The organism is Aeromonas sp. QDB11, from assembly GCF_027705265.1.
Classification (GTDB): domain Bacteria; phylum Pseudomonadota; class Gammaproteobacteria; order Enterobacterales; family Aeromonadaceae; genus Aeromonas; species Aeromonas allosaccharophila.
Window position 1 is genome coordinate 48731 of sequence record NZ_JAPDBM010000020.1, and the last position, 19985, is coordinate 68715.

14 protein-coding genes and 1 pseudogene are annotated in these 19985 nt (G+C 55.9%); 11 read left to right on the forward strand and 4 right to left on the reverse strand.

The window, feature by feature from the left end; translation table 11 throughout:
• Window positions 1–146 precede the first annotated feature (146 nt).
• The 3 genes from OKC40_RS09075 (at window position 147) to OKC40_RS09085 (ending at window position 7802) form a co-directional block, all read left to right on the forward strand.
• The gene (locus OKC40_RS09075; RefSeq protein WP_270794889.1) at window positions 147–5033 is read left to right on the forward strand and encodes an alpha-2-macroglobulin family protein; all 4887 of its coding nucleotides are present in this window, start codon (window positions 147–149) and stop codon (window positions 5031–5033) included.
• 52 nt (window positions 5034–5085) lie between these two features.
• Entirely contained in the window at window positions 5086–7431 is a 2346-nt protein-coding gene (gene pbpC / locus OKC40_RS09080) for a penicillin-binding protein 1C (RefSeq protein ID WP_270794905.1), read from the forward strand.
• A 122-nt stretch (window positions 7432–7553) separates the two neighbouring features.
• Entirely contained in the window at window positions 7554–7802 is a 249-nt protein-coding gene (locus OKC40_RS09085; protein ID WP_184232237.1) for a hypothetical protein, read from the forward strand.
• A gap of 55 nt (window positions 7803–7857) precedes the next feature.
• Here the strand turns inward: OKC40_RS09085 and OKC40_RS09090 are convergent, their stop codons facing one another.
• Window positions 7858–8823, reverse strand: a complete 966-nt coding sequence (locus OKC40_RS09090; RefSeq protein WP_270794893.1) for a hypothetical protein — start codon at window positions 8821–8823, stop codon at window positions 7858–7860.
• A gap of 177 nt (window positions 8824–9000) precedes the next feature.
• Here OKC40_RS09090 and thiI point away from each other — a divergent pair, with 177 nt between their 5' ends.
• Entirely contained in the window at window positions 9001–10449 is a 1449-nt protein-coding gene (gene thiI, locus OKC40_RS09095; RefSeq protein WP_111805892.1) for a tRNA uracil 4-sulfurtransferase ThiI, read from the forward strand.
• Between the two features lie 74 nt (window positions 10450–10523).
• Here thiI and OKC40_RS09100 read toward each other — a convergent pair whose 3' ends face one another.
• Both OKC40_RS09100 and OKC40_RS09105 read right to left on the reverse strand, forming a co-directional pair.
• The gene (locus tag OKC40_RS09100) at window positions 10524–10916 is read right to left on the reverse strand and encodes a hypothetical protein (protein WP_270794894.1); all 393 of its coding nucleotides are present in this window, start codon (window positions 10914–10916) and stop codon (window positions 10524–10526) included.
• Window positions 10917–11016: 100 nt separating this feature from the next.
• Window positions 11017–11649 carry a trimeric intracellular cation channel family protein gene (locus tag OKC40_RS09105; protein ID WP_005333975.1) on the reverse strand — a complete coding sequence of 211 codons (633 nt, stop codon included), beginning with the start codon at window positions 11647–11649 and terminating at the stop codon, window positions 11017–11019.
• A gap of 382 nt (window positions 11650–12031) precedes the next feature.
• On the opposite strand from OKC40_RS09105, the gene flaB (OKC40_RS09110) reads away from it, so the two are divergent.
• From flaB (OKC40_RS09110) to OKC40_RS09140, 7 genes are all read left to right on the forward strand, one after another.
• Window positions 12032–12946, forward strand: coding sequence for a flagellin B (gene flaB / locus OKC40_RS09110; RefSeq protein WP_270794895.1), 915 nt, complete (start codon window positions 12032–12034; stop codon window positions 12944–12946).
• Between the two features lie 585 nt (window positions 12947–13531).
• Window positions 13532–14443 carry a flagellin B gene (gene flaB / locus OKC40_RS09115; RefSeq protein ID WP_270794897.1) on the forward strand — a complete coding sequence of 304 codons (912 nt, stop codon included), beginning with the start codon at window positions 13532–13534 and terminating at the stop codon, window positions 14441–14443.
• A 33-nt stretch (window positions 14444–14476) separates the two neighbouring features.
• On the forward strand, window positions 14477–14911 hold the full coding sequence (locus OKC40_RS09120; RefSeq protein WP_234603008.1) for a flagellar protein FlaG: 435 nt from the start codon (window positions 14477–14479) through the stop codon (window positions 14909–14911).
• A 25-nt stretch (window positions 14912–14936) separates the two neighbouring features.
• On the forward strand, window positions 14937–16319 hold the full coding sequence (gene fliD / locus OKC40_RS09125; protein WP_234603006.1) for a flagellar filament capping protein FliD: 1383 nt from the start codon (window positions 14937–14939) through the stop codon (window positions 16317–16319).
• A gap of 43 nt (window positions 16320–16362) precedes the next feature.
• Window positions 16363–16776 carry a flagellar export chaperone FliS gene (fliS, locus tag OKC40_RS09130; RefSeq protein WP_234603004.1) on the forward strand — a complete coding sequence of 138 codons (414 nt, stop codon included), beginning with the start codon at window positions 16363–16365 and terminating at the stop codon, window positions 16774–16776.
• Complete coding sequence (locus tag OKC40_RS09135; RefSeq protein WP_234603002.1) at window positions 16776–17075, forward strand: hypothetical protein; 300 nt, start codon at window positions 16776–16778, stop codon at window positions 17073–17075. The genes fliS and OKC40_RS09135 overlap by 1 nt, the downstream gene beginning before the upstream one ends.
• Window positions 17068–19164 (forward strand): motility associated factor glycosyltransferase family protein, encoded by a 2097-nt coding sequence (locus tag OKC40_RS09140; protein WP_270794903.1) that lies wholly within the window; start codon window positions 17068–17070, stop codon window positions 19162–19164. The genes OKC40_RS09135 and OKC40_RS09140 overlap by 8 nt, the downstream gene beginning before the upstream one ends.
• A 156-nt stretch (window positions 19165–19320) precedes the next feature.
• Here the strand turns inward: OKC40_RS09140 and OKC40_RS09145 are convergent.
• Window positions 19321–19890, reverse strand: a pseudogene (locus OKC40_RS09145) (IS5 family transposase); the annotation flags it as partial.
• Between the last annotated feature and the right edge of the window lie 95 nt (window positions 19891–19985).

Consider the following 19985-nt stretch of genomic DNA (forward strand, 5'->3'; position numbering starts at 1 on the left):
TAAATCAGTGGGCAAGGGGGGTCTCGCGCTGCAGGGGCGCTGAATTGTGCCCATTCGGGTAATGAGCTTTGTGTCGGGTGAGCAGGATGCCTTATCCTGTTTCCTGCCACGCTGCGCTTGCAGCGCTCCAACTCGGGATGGAACCTATGCGCCTCTTCGACTCTCCCTCTGCTTCTCACCGCTCTCACGCTGGAACTGGCGCTCTGCGCCACCGCTGGTCGGCCCTGCTGCTCTCCGGGCTGGCCGGTTTGCTGCTGGCCGGTTGCGGCCCTGACAAGCCCGCCAGCCAAGTACCGACCACAGAATCCACAGCCCAGCAGGAGGCTGGGGCGCCGAGTACAGTGGTGCAGGCCAATGCCCGCCAATATCGCGATGCCCCGGCGCTGGCGCTGGTCTTCTCCGGCCCATTGGCACCCAAGGCAAACTGGCAGAGCTGGCTAGCGGTGAGCGAGGGGGGCAAGCAGGTGCAGGGGGAGTGGATCCTCGCCGACGATGGTCGCACCCTCTATTTTCCGAACGTTCATCCCGATAAAAGCTACGAGGTGAGCCTCAAGGCGGGGCTGGGCCCATCCCCCCAGAGCTGGACTCTCAAGACTCGGCCGCTGGAGGCGGGGGCCTCTTTTACCGCCAGCGGCATGGTATTGCCGCTGCGCGACGAGCTGCGCCTGCCCATCAGCGCGGTCAATGTGGACGAGGTCAATATCGACTTCTTCCGGGTCGATGCCGAGTATCTGCCCCGTTTTCTGGCCGAGTATCGCCCCGGTTCCGGCATGGGCAACTGGGAGCTTGAGCAGATCACCAAGCGGGCCAAGCGGGTGTTCAGCGGCCGCTACGCCCTTGAGCTCGATGCCAACCGGCGCGAGACTCGTCTAGTCAATGTGAAGGAGCCGCAGCTGGCGGAGGCTGGCGTCTATTTTGCGGTGATGTCGCCCCTTGGCAACTACGACTGGCGCAAGGAGACCACCTATTTCGCGGTGAGCGACATGGGGCTCAGTGCCCGTCGTTATCGCGATCAGCTGGAGGTGTTCGTCAGCTCGCTGGCCAGCGCCGACCCGCTCAAGGATGTGCAACTCTCTCTGCTCGACGAGAAGGGCAACCGGCTGCAGGTGCAAAATACCGATCCCCAGGGTCATCGCCGCTTCGATCAGGTGCAGGGGGCCCGCCTGCTGCTGGCCGAGCAGGGCAACCATCTTGCGGTGCTGCGCCTCGACGGGGCGGCGCTCGATCTCTCCACTTTCGATCTCGGCACTCAGCCCTGGCAGGCCCAGCAGCTTTATCTGTTCAGCGGTCGCGACCTCTATCGCCCCGGCGAGCGGCTCGACAGCGAGATCCTGCTCAAGGGGCAGGATGGCCAGCTGTTGCCCGGCATGGCGGTAGAGCTGGAGGTGAAACAGCCGGACGGCCAACTGCTCGAACAAAAGCGGCTGCTGCCGGACAATCTTGGCGCTGCCCACTACGGTTTGCGTCTGCCGGATGATGCACCGCTCGGGCGCTGGACCATCAACCTCAAGACTGCCGCCGGCAGCCGCTTCGAGTGGCCTTTCCTGGTGGAGGAGTTTCTGCCGGAGCGGTTGAAACTGCAGCTCGGCAAGGGGCCGGATGGGGAAGTGCTGACCCCGCAACAGGCGCTTACCCTGCCGCTGCAAGGGGATTACCTCTACGGTGCTCCCGCCAGTGCCACCAAGGCCAAGGCGGAAGTGACGATCAGCCGTGCCATCATGCCCTTTACCCAGTGGCAGGAGTTCACTCTGGGGGATGTGCTGCTGGCCGAACAGGACAAGGAGCCTGAGCCTCTCATTATCACCCTCAATGCGCAGGGGCAGGGGGCTTTTTCGCTTACTGATGAACTCGATGGGGTGCGCGTTCTCGGGCCGCTGGAAGTAGCTTATCGGGTGTCGCTCTCCGAGCCCGGTGGTCGCGCCGTCAATCGCAGCCGCACCCAGTATGGCTGGCCCGCGGGCAGCCAGTGGCCGGCACTCAAGGCTGATTTTGTGGCGGATCGGGTAGAGGGGGGCAAGCCGCTCCCCTTCCAGATCCTCAACCTCGATGACAAGGGGCAGCCGGTGGCGGGGGCGGTGAAGGTGCGCCTTATCAACGAGTACCGCGACTACTACTGGCACTACGCCGATGGGGAGGGGTGGAAGTACGAATTCAACAGCCAGCCCTATCTGGAGCAGGAGCAGACCCTGCAGCTGGATGGCAAGGGGCCGACCCCGCTCACGCTGCTACTGGCGGCGGGCTGGTATCGATTGGAGGTGGAGAACAGTCAGGGCCATCAATCGAGCCTGCGGGTGGAGATCGGCAGTTACGCCTGGGGCGGTGGTGGCGAGCAGGCGCGGCCTGACAAGATTGCCATCACCCTCGACAAGCGCGCCTATCAGGCGGGCGACAAGGCCAAAGTGACGCTGGTAGCCCCGCGCCCCGGCAAGGGGTTGTTGCTGGTGGAAGATGGCGACGGCCTGCGCTGGTGGCAGCGTATCGAGCTCAAGGGGGCCGGTGGCGATGCCAAGGATGCCCGCGGCGAGTTCGAGATCCCGGTCAGCCCCGAGTGGCAGCGTCATGACTTGCATATCTCGGCCCAGATCGCCGCGCCAGACAGCGCCTCCAGACCGGTCAGCAAGCAGCAAGGACAGAGCTTGCGCTCGGTCGGTCTGGTGCCGCTCACCCTGGACCGGGAAGCGCGCCGTCTGCCGCTTACCCTGAGCGCACCTGATAAAGCGGTGCCGCTTACCCGGCTGGAAGTGACCGCGACCTCCACCCCCAACAGTCAGGGCCGCGTGGTGCTGGCGGCGGTGGATCGGGGCGTGCTCAACATCAGCGACTACCAGCCGCTCGACCCGTTCGAGATCTTCTTTGGTCGCAAGCGTTTCTCCCAAGATTTGTTCGACAACTATGGCCAGGTGATCCCGCCGCAGGATGGCAAGCTGGCCCGCCTCAACTACGGCGGCGATCGGGCGCCACTGAAAAAGGGCGGTGCGCTGGAGAGCCGGGTCGAGATTGCCGCGCTCTGGAGCGGCGATGTGAGTTTTGACGAGCAGGGCAAGGCGGTGATCCCGCTCGATCTGCCCAACTTCAACGGCGAGCTGGCACTGATGGCGCTGGCCTGGAACGAACGGCAAGTCGGGGAGGCCGAGCGCGCCGTCAAGGTAGTGGCGCCCTTGGTGGCCGAAATTGGCTGGCCGCGCTTTGGCGCCCGAGGGGATGAGACCCGGGCGCTGGTGCAACTGCGCAACATGAGTGGCGAGGATCAGACCCTCTCCCTTGCCTGGACCCTCAACGGTGGGCTCAAGGCAAACGGCGAGTTGCCCGGCACGCTGTCCCTCAAAAACGGCGAAGAGCAGTGGCTGACCCTGCCGCTCACCGTGACCGGGGCGAGCGGCGTAGCGAGCCTGCAGTTGGCGGCCAGCGGCAAGGATTTTGCCATCAGCCGCGACTGGTCTCTGCCCCTGCGCTCCCCCTGGCCGGCCGAGACTCGCCAACGCTACCAGATGCTGGCCCCCGGCCAGCAGATGAGCTTTGCGCCAGCTGAGCTGGCCGGGCTGGATCGCGCCAATCTGCAGGGGCAGCTCAGCCTCTCCGGCACTCCCCCCTGGGATCCGGCAGCCCAGTGGCAGGCGCTGGCTGACTACCCCTACGCCTGTCTGGAGCAGACCCTGTCCCGTGCCTGGCCTTACTTGCTGACCACTGCGGATGAGCGGGCTGCCTGGAGCAACCCCGCAGAGGGCAAGAACGCGGTGAGCGAGGCGGATGTGCAGCGCGCCCTGCTGCAGCGGCTGCAGCGGTTGCAACTGCCAAGCGGCGGGTTTGGTCTGTGGGATGGTCGCTCCGACGAGGAGCAGTGGCTCACCGCCTATGCCGCCGACTACCTGCTGGCGCGCAAGGAGGCGGGCGACGCAGTGCCGGAGGCCATGCTCAATCAGGCGCTGAACCGGCTGCAAAGTTATCTCACCGACAGTCAGTATGGTGAGCGCTGGAGCAGTGCCCCCGAGCACAGCCGGCTGGCCTATCAGGCCTACAGTGCCTATGTGCTGGCCCGGGTGGGCAAGGCACCGCTCGCTACCCTGCGTCTTATCTGGGAGCAGCAGGCCGATCACGCCCGCTCAGGTTTGCCGCTGCTCCACCTCTCGCTGGCCCTCTCGGCCATGGGGGATGAGCAGAACGCCGCCAAGGCCCTCAGCCGGGCATTGGCGACCGAGCGCGGGGACGACTATCTGGGGGATTACGGTTCACCGCTGCGCGATGAAGCCCTCGAGCTTGCCTTGCTGCGCCAGCACAAGCTGGCTGCGGAGCGCTGGTCGGCCCTCAGTGCCAAGGTGGCCGATACTCTGGCCCACCGTCAGTGGCTCAGCACTCAGGAGCGGCTCGCCCTGCTGCAACTCGCCCGCGTCGATCCGGCCGTCGACTGGCAGGCCAAGGTGACCTCCTCTCTTGGCAGTGGATCCCTGAGCGGTTCGGCCCCGTTGCAGCTGGGGGCCCCCGAGGCGCTGGCCGCGAGCTCCGTCACCAACGAGGGCAAGGGCTCCCTCTATGTGCAGCGCACCCTGATCGGCTACCCCGAGCAGGCTCCTGCCCGGATCAGCAAGGGCATGAGTGTGACCCGCAGCTGGTTCAACAGCGATGGTCAGCCGTTTGATCCCGCCAAGGTGAAGGTCGGCGATCTGGTGGTGGTGCGGCTCAACGTCAGCAGCGGATCGGCGGTGCCCGATGCCCTGCTGGTGGAGATGGTGCCCGCCGGCTTCGAGCTGGAGAACCCGGCTCTTGGCAACAGCATCAAGCTCGAAGAGCTCTCCATTGAGGGGAAACCGGCGTGGCAGAGCGAGTGGAACGACTATCTCAAGCATCAGGAGTTTCGCGATGACCGCTATACGGCGGCGCTGGATCTGAGCGAGGGGAGCAACCAGCAGCTGGTCTACCTGATGCGGGCGGTGACGCCGGGTCGCTATCAGGTGCCGCCGACCCAGGTGGAAGATATGTACCGTCCCGAGCTGCGTGCCGTGGGTGAGGATATCCATGAGGTGAGCATCTCTGAGTAACATTCCCTCCCTTGAGCGGGTTCGCCCGCTCACTTTTTGGCAGCGTGGCTGGCTGAAATTGGGTCGCAGTGGCCGCGCTGGCTGGCGCTGGCTTGGTCGTTTGCCACGCTGGCTGCGTGTCTCGGTGCTGGGCGTTGTAGCACTGCTCCTGTTATTGCTGGCGCTGGATCGCATTTTCCCGCCGCCACCACTCGACCCGGCCTATGCGCGGGTGGTGCTCGACATGAAGGGGCGGCCGCTGCGCGCCTTTGCCGATACCAGCGGCGTGTGGCGTTACCCCGTGACTCTGGAGCAGGTCTCCCCCCGCTATATCGAGGCGCTGCTGGGCTACGAGGATCGCTACTTCTGGCGTCATCCCGGGGTCAATCCGGTGGCCATGGTGCGCGGGGTCTGGCAGTGGCTGCGCTATGGGCGGGCTGTATCGGGCGGCTCGACCCTCACCATGCAGGTGGCGCGTCTTATCGAGCCCTACCACAGGAGCGTGCCCGGCAAGCTGCGCCAGATGGTGCGTGCGCTGCAACTGGAGTGGCACTACGACAAGCGCACCCTGCTCACCGTCTACCTCAATCGGGCGCCGTTTGGCGGTAATCTGGAGGGGGTGCAGGCGGCAAGTTTTGCCTATCTCGGCAAGAGTGCCGCCAAGCTGACCCATGCCGAAGCGGCGCTGCTGGCGGTGCTGCCGCAGGCCCCTAGCCGCAACCGGCCGGACCGGCATCCCGAGCGGGCCCGCACCGCCCGTGACAAGGTGATGCAGCGACTGGTAACGCAGGGTGTCTGGCCCGAACAGGCGTGGCTGGAGGGACGCATCGAGCCGGTGCTGGCCCGCGGTCACTTCACGCCGATGGAGGCGCCGCTGTTTGCCCGCCTTGCCGCTGACAATCAGGCTGGGGCGCTGGTGCACACCACCATCGACGGCGATCTGCAGCGTTGGTTGGAGGGGCGGGTGGCGAGCTATATCGGTCGCTTCCCTGAGCAGACCTCAGCGGCGTTGCTCTTGGTAGATAACAAAACCATGGCGGTGCGCGCCTATGTGGGCAGCGCCGAGTATGGCAATTTGCGCCGCCACGGTTACCTCGACATGGTGCAGGCGATCCGCTCTCCCGGCTCCACCCTCAAGCCCTTCATCTACGGTCTGGCCATGGATGAAGGGTTGGTGCACTCGGCCTCCCTGCTCTCCGATGCACCGAGACTGGGCTCGGAGTACCGCCCCGCCAACTTCTCCGGCGCCTTTCAGGGGCCGGTAACCCTCGCTCAGGCGCTGCAGCAATCCCTCAACGTGCCAGCGGTGCAGGTGCTGGAGGCGCTGGGGCCAGACAAACTTGTCAGCCGCCTCGACAACGCCGGGGTGCGGCTGGCGCTCTCCGACAAGCCCAATTCGGCCATTGCATTGGGGGCGGCAGGCATTCGGCTCGAGCAGTTGGTGGCGCTCTACAGTGCGCTGACCCGTGAGGGGCAGGTGGCAATGCCGGTCTGGCTGGCGGGGCAGCAGGCAGTATCGCGCCCTTTGCTGAGCCCAGGGGCGGCCTGGATCATCTGGCAGATCCTGAGTGTGCAGGGACGGGCGGATCAGCCTTTTGCCAGCGAGGCGACTGGCCGGGTCAACCGGCTGGCCTGGAAGACCGGCACCAGCTATGGCTATCGCGATAGCTGGGCGATGGGGGTCTCTGGTCGCTGGACCATCGGCGTCTGGCTGGGGCGCCCCGACGGCACCCCCATGCCCGGTTTTTACGGCCAGAGTGCGGCAGTGCCGTTGCTGCTCTCGGTCTACTCGCGACTGGCCGACAATAACCCTCTGCCAGCACAGCCCAACACGGTGAGCGAAGCCGAGATCTGTTGGCCGCTGGGGCGCAAGGCGAGCACGACCCTGCCTGAGGCCTGTTTGCAGCGTCAGAGCGCCTGGTTGCTGGAAGGGCGCGATCCCCCTACCTTGCCGGATCCCATGGACTGGCCCTCGCCGCTGCGCCAGGTGGCACTGACCGCCGCGGGCAAGCCGACTCTGACTCGCTGCCTGGATGCGGCGCAATCCGGTTTTCGGGCGCTCTGGCCACTGTCGTTGGAGCCGTGGCGAACACCCGGCGAGCGGCGGCAGGCGCTGCTCGCCAGCGGTTGTGCAGGGGAAGGGCAGAGCGCCGAGCTGCAGGCCCCGATTCGGATAGTGGCGCTGGGGGAGGGCAATCTTATCCGCAGTCAGCGCTATCGGCTGCAGCCCAAAGTGCTGGGCGGTGTCGGCAAGCCGGCCTGGTTTCTCAACGGCCAGCGGCTGCGCTGGGACGGGGATCAGGTGCTGAGCGTGGCGGGGCGCTACCAGTTGGTTGTGGTCGATGCAGCGGGCAACAGCGATCGTATCGAGTTTCGCGTCGTGCATCCTGACAGTGATGCCGGCGCCATCACCCGTTGAGCGTTTTGCCGACAGCCATTGAGGTGAATGTAATTAACTATTTGAAATGCATCAATATTTGATTGGATGAATTAATTTATGAATAATTACGAATTCATTCAAATCCAATCGGGAGTTCTCTTTTGCTGCGTGTTCTGTGTCCCTTGCTGGTGCTGATGAGTGCGGGTTGTGCCACAACCAATCATGGTGATCACCATGTTTATCCTGAACGTACCGGGTTCTATTCACCTTTCGAACCTGCTTCCGAGAGTTTTGTGCGTTGCTATCAGAAACAGTTTGCCTGTACCCCTGCCAATATCCGCCGTGACAGGGCGATGGAGGCGCGCAGGCAGGCGCAAGAGCAGGCCAATCACCGTGGTGATGATTGGTAGGCCGCAGATAACGAGAGGGGTTGGCAGATGCCAACCCCTTTTTCATTCCGCCAATTCAGCCCGGGTGGCGCAGATGGCCGAGCCGGGTGAAGAAGTGCTGGCTCTTGCGCTGGTGAAAGTGGCTCTTCTTGATGGGATGGAAGATAAGGTTGCTTTCGGGGTGGCTCGCCTTTAACTGGTGGAGCATCGCCACGGCAGGCAGGCTGGTGCGGACCAGGGTAGTGAGTGGCATGCTGAGGGTCTCGGGCCCCAGTAGTTGATTGAGCCCCTGCTGAGCCTGCTCAAAGCGAGTCAGGGCCGCCGGGTCTGCATAGCCGCTGCCCAGCATGGCGAGCAGGCTGTCGAGGGCCAGATGAAATTCGGCCAGCTGTTGGCGAAAGCCGCTGCGCCCGCGCAGGGCAATCAGCTCTGCAAACGGAATGTCGGCCAGGTGAGTGGGCACTTGCAACGGGATTTCGAGGTGGAAGCAATCCTGCCCGCCCCGGTTGTGGTAGCGGGATTCGAGCAGGTGGAGCAGCCGGTCGAGATAGTCGTGATCGGTAATGAGCGCCCCGTCATTGGCGAGTGCCCACTCACGGGCGAGACGCATGGAGAGCAGGTTGGCAAAGCGCCGTGCCATTCTGATCCCCCCCTCATCCCGGGTCGCAAAGCCGTGGGTCAGGCAAAAGCCGTGCAGCCGCTCCAGTCCGGCCTGCTCCGGGCAGAAGCAGTCGTGGTTGGCGCCCTGGCGCCAGCGACCAATCAGCTCCTTGTTGCCAAACACCTTGTGGCGTACGAAATCGGGGGCCACCAGGCCGCTGATCTGGCTCTCTAGTTGCGGGGTGATGGCGGCAAAGAAGGCGGCATCGGGCCGCTCGGCCAGCAGATCGGTCTGCTGCTGCAGGGTATCGAGCAGGGTGGTTAGGCCACTTTTTTCACTGACGGTGAAGACGAAGGCGAGCCGCTCCAGATAGAGCAGGGCAAATTTGAGCCAGAGCTCGTCGCGTACCTCCATGCCGGGGTAGTAGATATAGGTCTTCATCGGATCGGTCTGTTGTCAAAAATCTGGCGAGGCGCAGGGTCGGGAATATACGCAAGATTGCGGCCGCGCGGCAAACATTGCGTGGGGGAATGTGAGCAAACGCTCATCCAGTAGGCGCTGGCCACAAAGTTCTGATATAATTCGCGCCCTTAAATCAAGGCCACCCGAGTCAAAACCATGAAGTTCATTATCAAGCTGTTCCCGGAAATCACCATCAAGAGCAAATCAGTTCGCCAGCGCTTCACCAAGATGTTGCAGGGCAACATCCGCAACGTGTTGCGTCGCTTCGACGAAGATGCCCGCGTACGGATGGATTGGGACAAGCTGGTAGTGAGCTCCCGCAACGATCAGTTCCACGCCCAGTATCTCGAGACCTTGGCCTGTATCCCGGGCATTCAGTACTTCCTCGAAGTGCAACTGAGCAACTTTACCGACCTACACGATATCTTCGAGCAGACTCGCGCCGTCTGGGGTGAGCGCCTGAAAGGCAAAACTTTCTGCGTGCGTGCCCGTCGTGTCGGCAAACATGACTTCAGCTCGCTGGAGCTGGAGCGCTATGTAGGCGGTGGCCTCAATCAGCATTGCGAAACCGCCGGTGTGCGTCTGAAAAAGCCGGACATCCAGATCAATCTGGAAGTGGAAAATGACGAGCTCTACATCATCAGTGCGGTACACCACGGTATGGGCGGCTTCCCGATGGCCACCCAGGAAGATGTGCTGAGCCTGCTTTCCGGTGGTTTCGACTCCGGTGTCGCCTCCTACCAGTTCATCAAGCGCGGTTGCCGCGTCCACTACTGCTTCTTCAATCTGGGGGGCGCGGCCCACGAGATCGGGGTGAAGCAGGTCGCCTATTACCTGTGGAACAAGTTTGGCGCCTCCCACAAGGTGCGCTTCACCGCCATCGACTTTGAGCCCGTGGTCGCCGAAATCCTCGAGAAGGTCGACAACGGCCAGATGGGCGTGGTGCTCAAGCGGATGATGATGCGTGCCGCCGGTCAGGTTGCCGACTACTTCCAGATCCCGGCGCTGGTCACCGGCGAGTGCGTGGGCCAGGTCTCCAGCCAGACTCTCACCAACTTGAACGTGATCGACCGGGTGACCGACAAGGTGATCCTGCGCCCGCTAATCACCTGGGATAAGCCGGATATCATCAGCGAAGCGCGCCGCATCGGTACCCTGGAGTTTGCCGAGACCATGCCGGAGTATTGCGGCGTTATCTCCAAGAAGCCGACCGTGAAAGCCGAGCTCTCCCGCATTGAAGCGGAAGAGGCCAACTTCGACTTCTCCATTCTGGACAAGGTGGTCTCCGAGGCCCGTTACCTCGATATCCGCCGCATCGGTGAAGAGACTGCCGCTGAAGTGCAAGAGGTGGAAACGACTCAGGTGCTGGGAGCTGACGAGGTGATCCTGGATATCCGCTCTGCCGACGAACACGACGAGAAGCCGCTGGTGGTGGAAGATCGTGAAGTGCTGCACATCCCCTTCTTCAAGCTGGCCACCGCCTTTGGCGATCTGCCCAAAGAGAAGACCTATCTGCTCTACTGCGATCGCGGCGTGATGAGCAAGCTGCAGGCGCTCTATCTGAAAGAGAAGGGTTTTGACAACGTCAAGGTGTACCGCCCGTAAGCGTGGTTTGCACTGCCCACAAAAAATCCGGCCAATGTGCCGGATTTTTTATTTCACTGAGTGAGTCATGACCATCAGGGGCAGGGGACCGGGGTGAAGGAGTCTTGCCCCTGGCAACGCCAGCCCATTTCCGCCTCCCGCATCTGCCACAGGTTGTCGCTGCGATAGAGAGTCAGGATGTAGATCATGTCACTCTTGCTGCCATCGAGGGCCACCGAGAGCACCAGATCATTATCCAGCTGCTGGGCATGAATGCGACTGGGTATGTCGCCATGCCCCACAAATCGCAGTGCCACCTCACGGTAGTCATTGACCCAGCGTTGTTGTTGATCACTGGCTTGACGTATCTGCTGGTTGAACTGCTGCACCGGCGCCGAGGCCAGTCGACCAAACACCACTTGAGCTTCGGCGTGGGCTGCCGTCACGTTCGCCAGGAGGAGTGTGGTAAGCATACCGATTTTGCGCATGAGAAGTTCCGGCTAACAACGACTGCTTCTATGACAACAGAAAAGCCTATTTGGTTCAACGCGCGGCCCACAGCGACATGATGGCGCTGTGGGCCTGCTCTCAATTGCGTTGCAGCGAGAAGGTGGGCAGCGACAGATGCCAGTAGATAGCGGCGACCCGCAGGCCAAACACGGCCGTCATGCAGATGAGCATGGCCGTTACCCTGTCCATGTTCGCCTCCAGCGCCAGGGTATAGAGAATGCCGCCGAGGATACAGGCGGTGGCATAGATCTCTTTTTGCAGCACCATGGGCACTTCTCGCGCAAGTACATCGCGGATCATGCCGCCGGCTACGCCGGTCATGGTACCCATGATCACGGCGATCAGCCCCGGGGTGCCGAAGTTGAGGGCCTTCTGGGCACCGATCACGGTAAAGAGGGCCAGCCCGAAGGCATCCGCCACCGGCAGCACATACCAGGGCATCCTGCGGGGCAGCTTGACCATCCACATACCGATCAGCGCCGTCGCGATGACGACCCAGATATAGAGGGGATCGCGCACCCAGAACACGGGGGTGGCGCCCAGGATCATGTCACGGATGGTGCCGCCGCCGATGGCAGTCACTGCCGCCAAAACCATGACGCCAAACCCGTCCATTCTGAGCCGGCCAGCCACCAATACCCCTGAAAACGCGAATACCGCAGTACCAAACATGTCGCTGATGTAAACAATCTGCTCAACCAGTGTCTGCATGGAGAACAACTCACGCCAAATTGTTGATGGGGCCGCGATTTTAGGGGCTGGCGAGCCCAATCGCCAACTGTGCTCGATAAAATTGCGAGTCGAGACGGACTTTTTCTCACTGCATGGACCGGGTGAGTCTCGAGTGTGCCCGCTTGCCCCGTCGTTCGCGGGGTTCGGGCGGTTGCCCCTGTTGTCTGTTTTGGCCCGATTTTTTCCTTAAGTTTCCCCCTGACCCGCCGATATATAAGGTAAGCGGCGTTAATGCGATGAAGCGTTGAAAAAAATGCTAAAGACATCCAAAAACGAGCCGTTAAATAAGACGCATCGGGCACAGAAAATAATAAAGCCTGAGCAAATAGAAGAGTAAATTTAATAGCTTAGGAGAATAGTCATGGCCATGTTTATCAACACTAACGTATCCTCGCTGAATGCTCAGCGTAATTTGACCAATGCGAACAAGTCGCTCGATTCCTCTTATACCAGATTGGCTTCCGGTCTGCGTATTAATAGCGCCAAAGATGATGCTGCTGGTCTGCAAATATCTAACCGTTTGACCTCCCAGGTCAATGGTCTGGATCAGGGTAACCGTAACGCTAATGATGGTATCTCGGTTGCCCAGACTGCCGAAGGGGCGATGGATGAAGTCACCGGTATGTTGCAGCGTATGCGCACCCTGGCCCAGCAATCGGCCAACGGATCAAACAACTCGGACGATCGCACGGCCCTTCAGCAGGAGTACGACCAATTAAAGACCGAAATCAACCGTATCGCCAATGACACCACATTTGGTGGTCAGAAGCTGCTCGATGGTAAATATACTGGCTCCTTCCAAGTGGGTGCCAATGCCGCCCAGACCATCACCTTCAAGATGACGTCGGCCTTTACCATTAGCGGTATTGCCAGTGCAACCAAGGGAAGTGCCAAAATTGTGGCGGCTTCCGCTGGCGCCAAAGAGCCATATAAGGTCAGTACAGCAGGCACTGCGCTCGGTGCGAGCACAGTGAAGAGTATCAGTGCGGCGAGCACCGCCCAATTGTCGATGGCCAACCTTGACTATATGATCAAGGCCGTTGATAGCAAGCGTGCCGAGTTGGGTGCGGTACAGAACCGCTTTGACTCCACCATTCGCAACCAGTCCAACGTATCGGAAAACGTCAGCGCAGCCCGCTCGCGGATCCGTGATGCCGATTTTGCGGTAGAAACGGCTAACATGACCAAACAGAACATTCTGCAACAGGCAGCATCCAGCATCTTGTCGCAGTCCAACCAACGTCCGCAGTCTGCTCTGTCACTGTTACAGGGCTAATAAAAGAAAACAGGGCGGTTGTTCAGGCCGCCCTGGTCAAGAGATGGAACAAAGGGGTGTTCGGGTCGCACTCTGTTCTATCGGGAGAGATATAATCTCTACTAGTAATGCCAAGTGTTGTCCAGCTGTTCAGTTCTGTCACGCTTGGTCATATTCTCCTGAGCATATGCTCATCTTTAGGCCGGTTTACCGGCCTCTTTTTATTGTGTCGCCAAATTGACGTCACCCTGTCAGTTTAAAGCATGAACCATGCCAATACATTCCATTCCGTAAAATCAGGCCTCGTCTGATGTTGGCTGCTCGGCAATGTCGTTCAGTCTCCTTGCCCTATTGCCGCCTACCGGAGAAAACTTGCCGCTTTAGGCAACAATTTTCCTAAAGCTTGTCTCTGCGCTGCCGTTAAATAAAGTGAAGCAATCGAGGGGTGTTCGGAATCCAACGTTTGCACTACTGCGGGTGACCTGTTCGTTCAAACAGACACCCGCCTGAAGAGACAGGCATGTTCAACCTGTTCTTCAAACGGTGGGACGTCGTGTGGTTTGGACGACGCAACCTGCAGTCGCATGTTCTTCGGGAGAATTTATTATGGCCATGTACATTAACACCAATACATCATCACTGAACGCTCAGCGTAACTTGATGAATACCAACAAATCGTTGGATAGTTCTTATACTCGTTTGGCATCTGGCTTACGCATCAACAGTGCGAAAGATGATGCTGCCGGTTTGCAGATTTCCAACCGTTTAACTTCCCAGATTAATGGTCTTGATCAGGGCAACCGTAATGCCAACGATGGTATCTCGGTTGCGCAGACGGCCGAAGGGGCGATGGACGAAGTCTCTGGCATGTTGCAGCGCATGCGCACCCTGGCTCAGCAGTCTGCTAACGGCTCTAATAACTCTGATGACCGTACCGCTCTGCAGCAGGAATACGACCAGTTGAAGACCGAAATAAACCGAATCTCCAGCGACACTACGTTTGGTGGTCAGAAGCTGCTCGATGGTAAATACACCGGTTCCTTCCAGGTGGGTGCCAGTGCTTCCCAGACCATCACCTTCAAGATGACATCGGCCTTTACCATCAGTGGTATTGCCAGTGTGACTAAGGGAAGCGCCAAAATTGTGGCCACTTCTGCCGGCTCCAAAGAGCCCTATAAGGTCAGTACCGCAGCTACTGCACTCGGCGCAAGCACAGTGAAGAGTATCACTGCGGCGAGCACGGCTCAGCTATCGATGGCCAACCTTGACTATATGATCAAGGCAGTGGACAGCAAGCGCGCCGAGCTGGGTGCGGTACAGAACCGTTTTGACTCCACTATTCGCAACCAGTCCAATGTGGGCGAGAACCTGAGTGCCGCCCGTTCTCGTGTTCGTGATGCGGATTTTGCCGTCGAAACTGCCAACATGACCAAGCAAAATATCCTGCAACAGGCTGCATCCAGTATCTTGGCCCAAGCCAACCAGAGACCTCAATCAGCCTTATCCCTGCTGGGTTAAGAGTGAGCAAAGAGATAAGAGAGGAGGGGCAATATGGCAAGTGAAATTGGAAACCCGTCATCGGTCACTCCTTCTTCTCTTCAGTCCAATAGCAAGAGCGGCCAGCAGGCCGCTCCTTTGCTTTCTGGTGTGCCCGAAGAGCAGCAGGTGACAGCGGGAGCCTCGATCCGAGATGGAGACAGAGTGGATCATGCAAGTCATCGACCCAACCAGCCCCCCATCGATGTGGAAAATGAGGTACAAAAATTGCAGGAATTCAGCCAATTACAAGGATGGACAGTTAGCTTTAGTGTAGAGCGGGACTTGGATAAAGTGGTTATTAGAGTTATGGATGCGGACACGCGTGCTGTGATCCGCCAGATCCCGAGTGAAGAGCTGCTTTCCATCAGTAAACGTCTTCAGACATTGCGTGAGACCGACGGTAGTTCGGGCTCTCGTAGTGGACTATTGCTGGATAACCAAATCTGAGTGTAGTGGGAGGAGGGAAATCAATATGGCGAGTATTACTTCGGCCGGCGCAGCTTCCGGAATCGATTTGGAATCGATCATCTCAACCAGTGTCGCGGCCAAAAAGGCCCAGTTGGAGCAGCCACTAATCAAAAAAGAGACGTTCGCCAAAGTCTCTTTGTCTGGGGTTGGGCAGCTTAAGTCAGCGATCGCCTCTTATGTGACCACGCTCAAAGGGATGACAAAGAGTGATGCTTTTAACAAACGCATGATTTCTGTCACCCAAGATAAGGATAACCCTGTACTGAAGGTGGAGAGCAAGACGGGGACATCAAATGGACAATACAATATAACAGTCAATAAATTGGCTACGACCAGCAAGTTTGCAGCGGTTTTTAACACCGCGACAGATCCACTGGTGACTCAAGACGGTACTTTGACGTTCAGTGCCGGTACAAAAACGTTCTCGGTTGACGTCAAAGCCGGTGACAATCTGGAGAATATTCGAAAGCGCATTAATAATGATGGTGACAATTTCGGCTTGAGTGCCAACGTCATCAAAACTTCAGATGGCAAGGTGAAACTCATCATGGATTCCGGTATCAGTGGTGACGGCAAAGATATGACGATAAGCGGGTCGACAGGGGAGTTGTCGAGTTTTGCATCCTCTCTCACTGCTGGCAAAAACCAGTCAGCAGGCAGTGCCGAAATCGATGTCGATGGTAACAAACTCACCAGCGATACGAATACGTTTGATGATACCATCATGGGGTTAAAGATCACGGTTCTGCGCACATCGGACAAGGACACCTCCAACAACCTCAAGCCAAACAAGGTGGATATATCCACAGACAAGGATGGGATTAAAACTATTCTCAAAAGTTTTATTGATGGCTATAACGCGCTGGTCAGCAAATCTAACGAGTTGGGCAAACGCAACACTGTCGTGTCGGGTGTACAGAAAGATGATGGCGGTGCTCTGGCCGGAGACTCTATGCCGCGTACAGTCGTCAATCTCATGAGCAGTACAATAACGGAAAAATCAAGAGCTTCCAGTGAGCTGTCAACCATTTTTCAGATGGGTGTCAAGATGGACAAAGATGGAGTACTGTCGCTTGATGACACAAAATTTAATGATGCACTAAGCAAAAATTATGAACAAGTGGTGGCGTTGTTTAGTGGTGATGACGGTTTAGCAAATAAATTGGCTGGACAATTGGATGTTTATTCAAAAAGCGGCGGGCTTCTCTCCAAAAGGGAGGACGGGTTGAACTCGCAGTTGCGTGAAGTTTCTCGTAAGAAAGCCGATACCACCACTCAGATGGCTAAGTATGAAGAAGCATTGCGAATTCGCTATGGTAGTCTGGATACTTTGCTGGCAAAGCTGAACAAATCAGCCTCTTATCTCAATATGCTGAATACTAAATAGGGAATAAATAACTTCCTTTGATTAGTCAAGATGGAATGAACACATGTATAAGAAAAGCCTTAAAGCCTATACCACGATGAATTTGCAAGCGGAACTGGCCGTCGCCGATCCACATAGGGTGATCCAGTTAATGATGCAAGTGTGTCTTGAGCGTTTAGCACAGGCAAAAGGGTCGATAGAGAGACGTGATTTTGAAGGGAAATCTATAGCAATCTCCAAATCTATGGCCATTATCAATGGTTTGCAAGACTCTTTGGATATGAGCTATGGCGAAGTTCCAGAACAACTTGCTATGTTGTACGACTACATGAAAGAGCGCCTTCTGGATGCAAGTAAAGATATGGACGTAGCGGCGATCGATGAGGTGGCCAAGTTGATGATTACTGTCAAGTCAGGTTGGGACAGTATTCCATTTGAAGAAAAAAGTGCTGCGCTATCAAAGATGAAAGGCTCATAATGTCAATTCAATATCTGATAGAATTAACCTCAGCTATTCGTGATGCTCTTGTAAGGGATGATTTTTTTGAGGCAGATGCACTCATGGACGTTCGTTTGAACTTTTTGATGGAAAGTGATCTCAATCTCATGAAATTACAGTCATCATCGACCGATATGGCGTTACTTTATGAAGAAGAGTCACGACTCAGAACAACCCTTAATACATATCATCAAGAAACCAAGGCTGAGCTACTGTCTTTAATGACAGTGAGCAAGGTAAGAATGACATACGACTCCAGGAAGCAGAGTGATGAGTGATAAGCATTTAATTGAAGCGGAAAATGAGCTTTCCAGACTGGCTATGCAAAGTGAGCAGGAAAAAGCTATGTTTGTCACTCTTCCGGCGCGTTTTAATGAAAACATGACTGCTTTTGAAATGTTTTTCCCTCATCTCCATGCTGAGTTAAAAGATTATGTGCCAATGCGTCCCTTCCGCTTTTTTTGTAATGAAAATGGCGAGCCAAATTTACTTTGGACAGATAGCAACGAGGCTTTGTATGGTGACTCACCCTATGAGTTGGCCAAAGCCCAAGTTGAGAGTGTCTTATCACAAAGCACTCTTGGTGTAATGAATTTAAAAACCAGTGAAAATTATTTTAATCAAATTCATGATGAGTATCTGAACAAAGTAATTGATTTGTTTAATGAACGCCGAGATTCATTGAGTCTAAATAACAACCTTCCTGTTTCGATCCCTATGATGCTGATGTTTGGTGTCGGTCTTGGTTATCAATTGGGTTATCTTTACGAAAAACATAAAATAAAAAATTTATTTATTGTTGAACCTGATACAGACTTATTTTATGCTTCTCTTTTTACTTTCGACTGGGCTCCATTATTGCAATATCTTGATGACAATAACCTTGGCGTTCATATTTTTGTGGGTAGTGATGAAGATAATATAGTTGAGGATTTAAACACGGCAATTAATAAGAGGGGGGCATTTTGGGCAACCAGCGTATGTTCATTTTGGCATTATCCATCAGATAGGATTTCGAGCGTCATTAAAAAGGTTGAAAAAAAATTCCACCTTACAAGGCTGGGGTGGGGGTTCTTTGATGACAATATATTAGCGTTTTCGCATAGTTATGCCAACATTAAAAACAAAGTGCCTTTTTTACATGCTAATAAAAAGGTTGTCGATGATGAAGCACAACATCCAGTTTTTATTGTTGGGAATGGACCTTCTCTCGATAAGTCGATACCGTTTATTGTTGAACATCAACAAAAAGCAATAATTATCGCATGCGGAAGTAGTGTTAGCGCCTTGTACAAGGCCGGGATAAAACCTGATATATTAGTCGCCGTAGAAAGAACAAAGAGTACAGCTGATTTTTTGGCTACTATGAATGCGCCTGATTATTTAAGAGACATTCTATTTTTGGGTGCTGATGTACTGCATCCTGATTGCTTTTCATATTTTGAACAGTCGGCAATAGGATTTAAGCCTTGTGAACCGATGCATATATTGCTTTCCACCATTGGATTGATTGATGATATCGCTTTTTTATCCTGTGTGAATCCTTATGTTGGCAATACAGGGTTGAGTTATGCGGTAACATTGGGCTTTAAAAAACTCTATATGTTTGGTATTGATAACGGCTATCGCTCGAAAGAACATCATCATTCTAGGTTGAGTTCTTATTTTGATGAGAATGGAAATGTGATTGACAAGCTTAAGGATGCGGTCACTTCATCAGGAGAGTTACTTGTTCCTGGGAATTTTGGTGGCGAAGTAATTTCCAATCCAATATTTAGTCTGGCTATCAAGCAAATGGAAACGTTGCTGTGTATGGCTAAAGATGTTTGTTGTTATAATATTACGGATGGGGCGAAAGTAGAAGGTGCAATACCGTTAACCTTGGATGACATTTATATAAAAGAGCCTTCATGTAGTAAAGATAATATTGTTGCTCATATTAGACATGATTTTTTTACCCCGTTAAGTATTGGTGATGCTGAGTTGGGTCAATACATGGGGTTTGAAGTTTTTAATAAATTGATTGACTTGATGGTAGGGGAATGGGAAAAAGTAACCATTAGCCATGATGACATCATTGAATTGATGCAAAGGCAATATAACTATTTATTGTACATCATGACGACCAGCGAGAGGCACCTACAGCGAGTACTCGAAGGGTCAATGAACTATTTCTTTTTTGTGATGCTTAATGCGATTCACTCTATTGATTTAGACCAAGAAAATGAAGCTGATCGCGTCTTTGTGAGCGAAATGATAAACGTGTATATTGATTTTTTGCTGAAAACTAAAGAAAAGTACAAATATGCACTTTGCTCTAGTGATGAGTCATATTATGAGTTATTGAATCATTTTAGAAAAAATTAACTGTACAGATCTAGTTATCACCTGACACCGGCCTCAAACCGGTGTCTTGGTTATGCTACTTTAGTGCGCACTTCCTTCGGTATCAATTTCAGTTTAGTGGGGCGTTGTTTCCCAAATCAGCCATCAGGTCACAACTTCCCCAGCCCCAAGTGACCGTTACACTCGGGGCTTTCTGACAGGCAGACCAAGGGTGTTCAATTTGTTGATTGCACCAACATACGCCATCACTTCCCCGACCTGACCGTTGTATATTCGCAGACTGATTTTGCCCGTCATCAACTGCTTGAACCGATACATCGCAGTTTCCGCCAGCGAGCGCCGGTGATATCCCGACATCTTCTTCCAGTGCGCCAGCCCTTCCTTGCGCATCACCAGCACCGCCTCATTTCTCGGATGTCCCTTTTCCCATAACCCCGCGTTCTTGCGAGGCGGGATACAGGCTGTCGACCCTTTGCGCGAGATTAGCTGATGGCTGGCTTTGCTGTCATAGGCACCATCCGCATAAACACGTCCCAGCTTGCGCCGCAAAGGGTTGAGCAAGGTCGGCAACACCTCGGCATCATGGACATTTTCCAGCGAGACTTCCGCCGCCACGATATCGTGAGTGGCTGGGTCTACCGCCAGATGCAACTTGCGCCAGATTCGCCGTTTCTCAGCGCCGTGTTTTCTGACCTTCCACTCGCCTTCCCCAAATACCTTGAGGCCAGTTGAGTCGATAACTGAATCGCCCCTGGTTTTCTAGACCCGTCATTCCGCACCTGATTTTGCTATTTTCAGTGCTTGACGGCGATCGGCCGTTCTGATCTATTACTCTCTTTTGC

Excerpts from the sequence above, each read along its gene's own strand:
- fliS (WP_234603004.1), top strand. The coding sequence starts at position 16,363 with ATGTATAAGAAAAGCCTTAAAGCCTATACCACGATGAATTTGCAAGCG.
- OKC40_RS09075 (WP_270794889.1), top strand. The coding sequence starts at position 147 with ATGCGCCTCTTCGACTCTCCCTCTGCTTCTCACCGCTCTCACGCTGGA.
- OKC40_RS09090 (WP_270794893.1), bottom strand. The coding sequence starts at position 8,823 with ATGAAGACCTATATCTACTACCCCGGCATGGAGGTACGCGACGAGCTC.
- fliD (WP_234603006.1), top strand. The coding sequence starts at position 14,937 with ATGGCGAGTATTACTTCGGCCGGCGCAGCTTCCGGAATCGATTTGGAA.
- OKC40_RS09120 (WP_234603008.1), top strand. The coding sequence starts at position 14,477 with ATGGCAAGTGAAATTGGAAACCCGTCATCGGTCACTCCTTCTTCTCTT.
- OKC40_RS09105 (WP_005333975.1), bottom strand. The coding sequence starts at position 11,649 with ATGCAGACACTGGTTGAGCAGATTGTTTACATCAGCGACATGTTTGGT.
- OKC40_RS09140 (WP_270794903.1), top strand. The coding sequence starts at position 17,068 with ATGAGTGATAAGCATTTAATTGAAGCGGAAAATGAGCTTTCCAGACTG.
- flaB (WP_270794897.1), top strand. The coding sequence starts at position 13,532 with ATGGCCATGTACATTAACACCAATACATCATCACTGAACGCTCAGCGT.
- thiI (WP_111805892.1), top strand. The coding sequence starts at position 9,001 with ATGAAGTTCATTATCAAGCTGTTCCCGGAAATCACCATCAAGAGCAAA.
- flaB (WP_270794895.1), top strand. The coding sequence starts at position 12,032 with ATGGCCATGTTTATCAACACTAACGTATCCTCGCTGAATGCTCAGCGT.
- OKC40_RS09135 (WP_234603002.1), top strand. The coding sequence starts at position 16,776 with ATGTCAATTCAATATCTGATAGAATTAACCTCAGCTATTCGTGATGCT.
- OKC40_RS09100 (WP_270794894.1), bottom strand. The coding sequence starts at position 10,916 with ATGCGCAAAATCGGTATGCTTACCACACTCCTCCTGGCGAACGTGACG.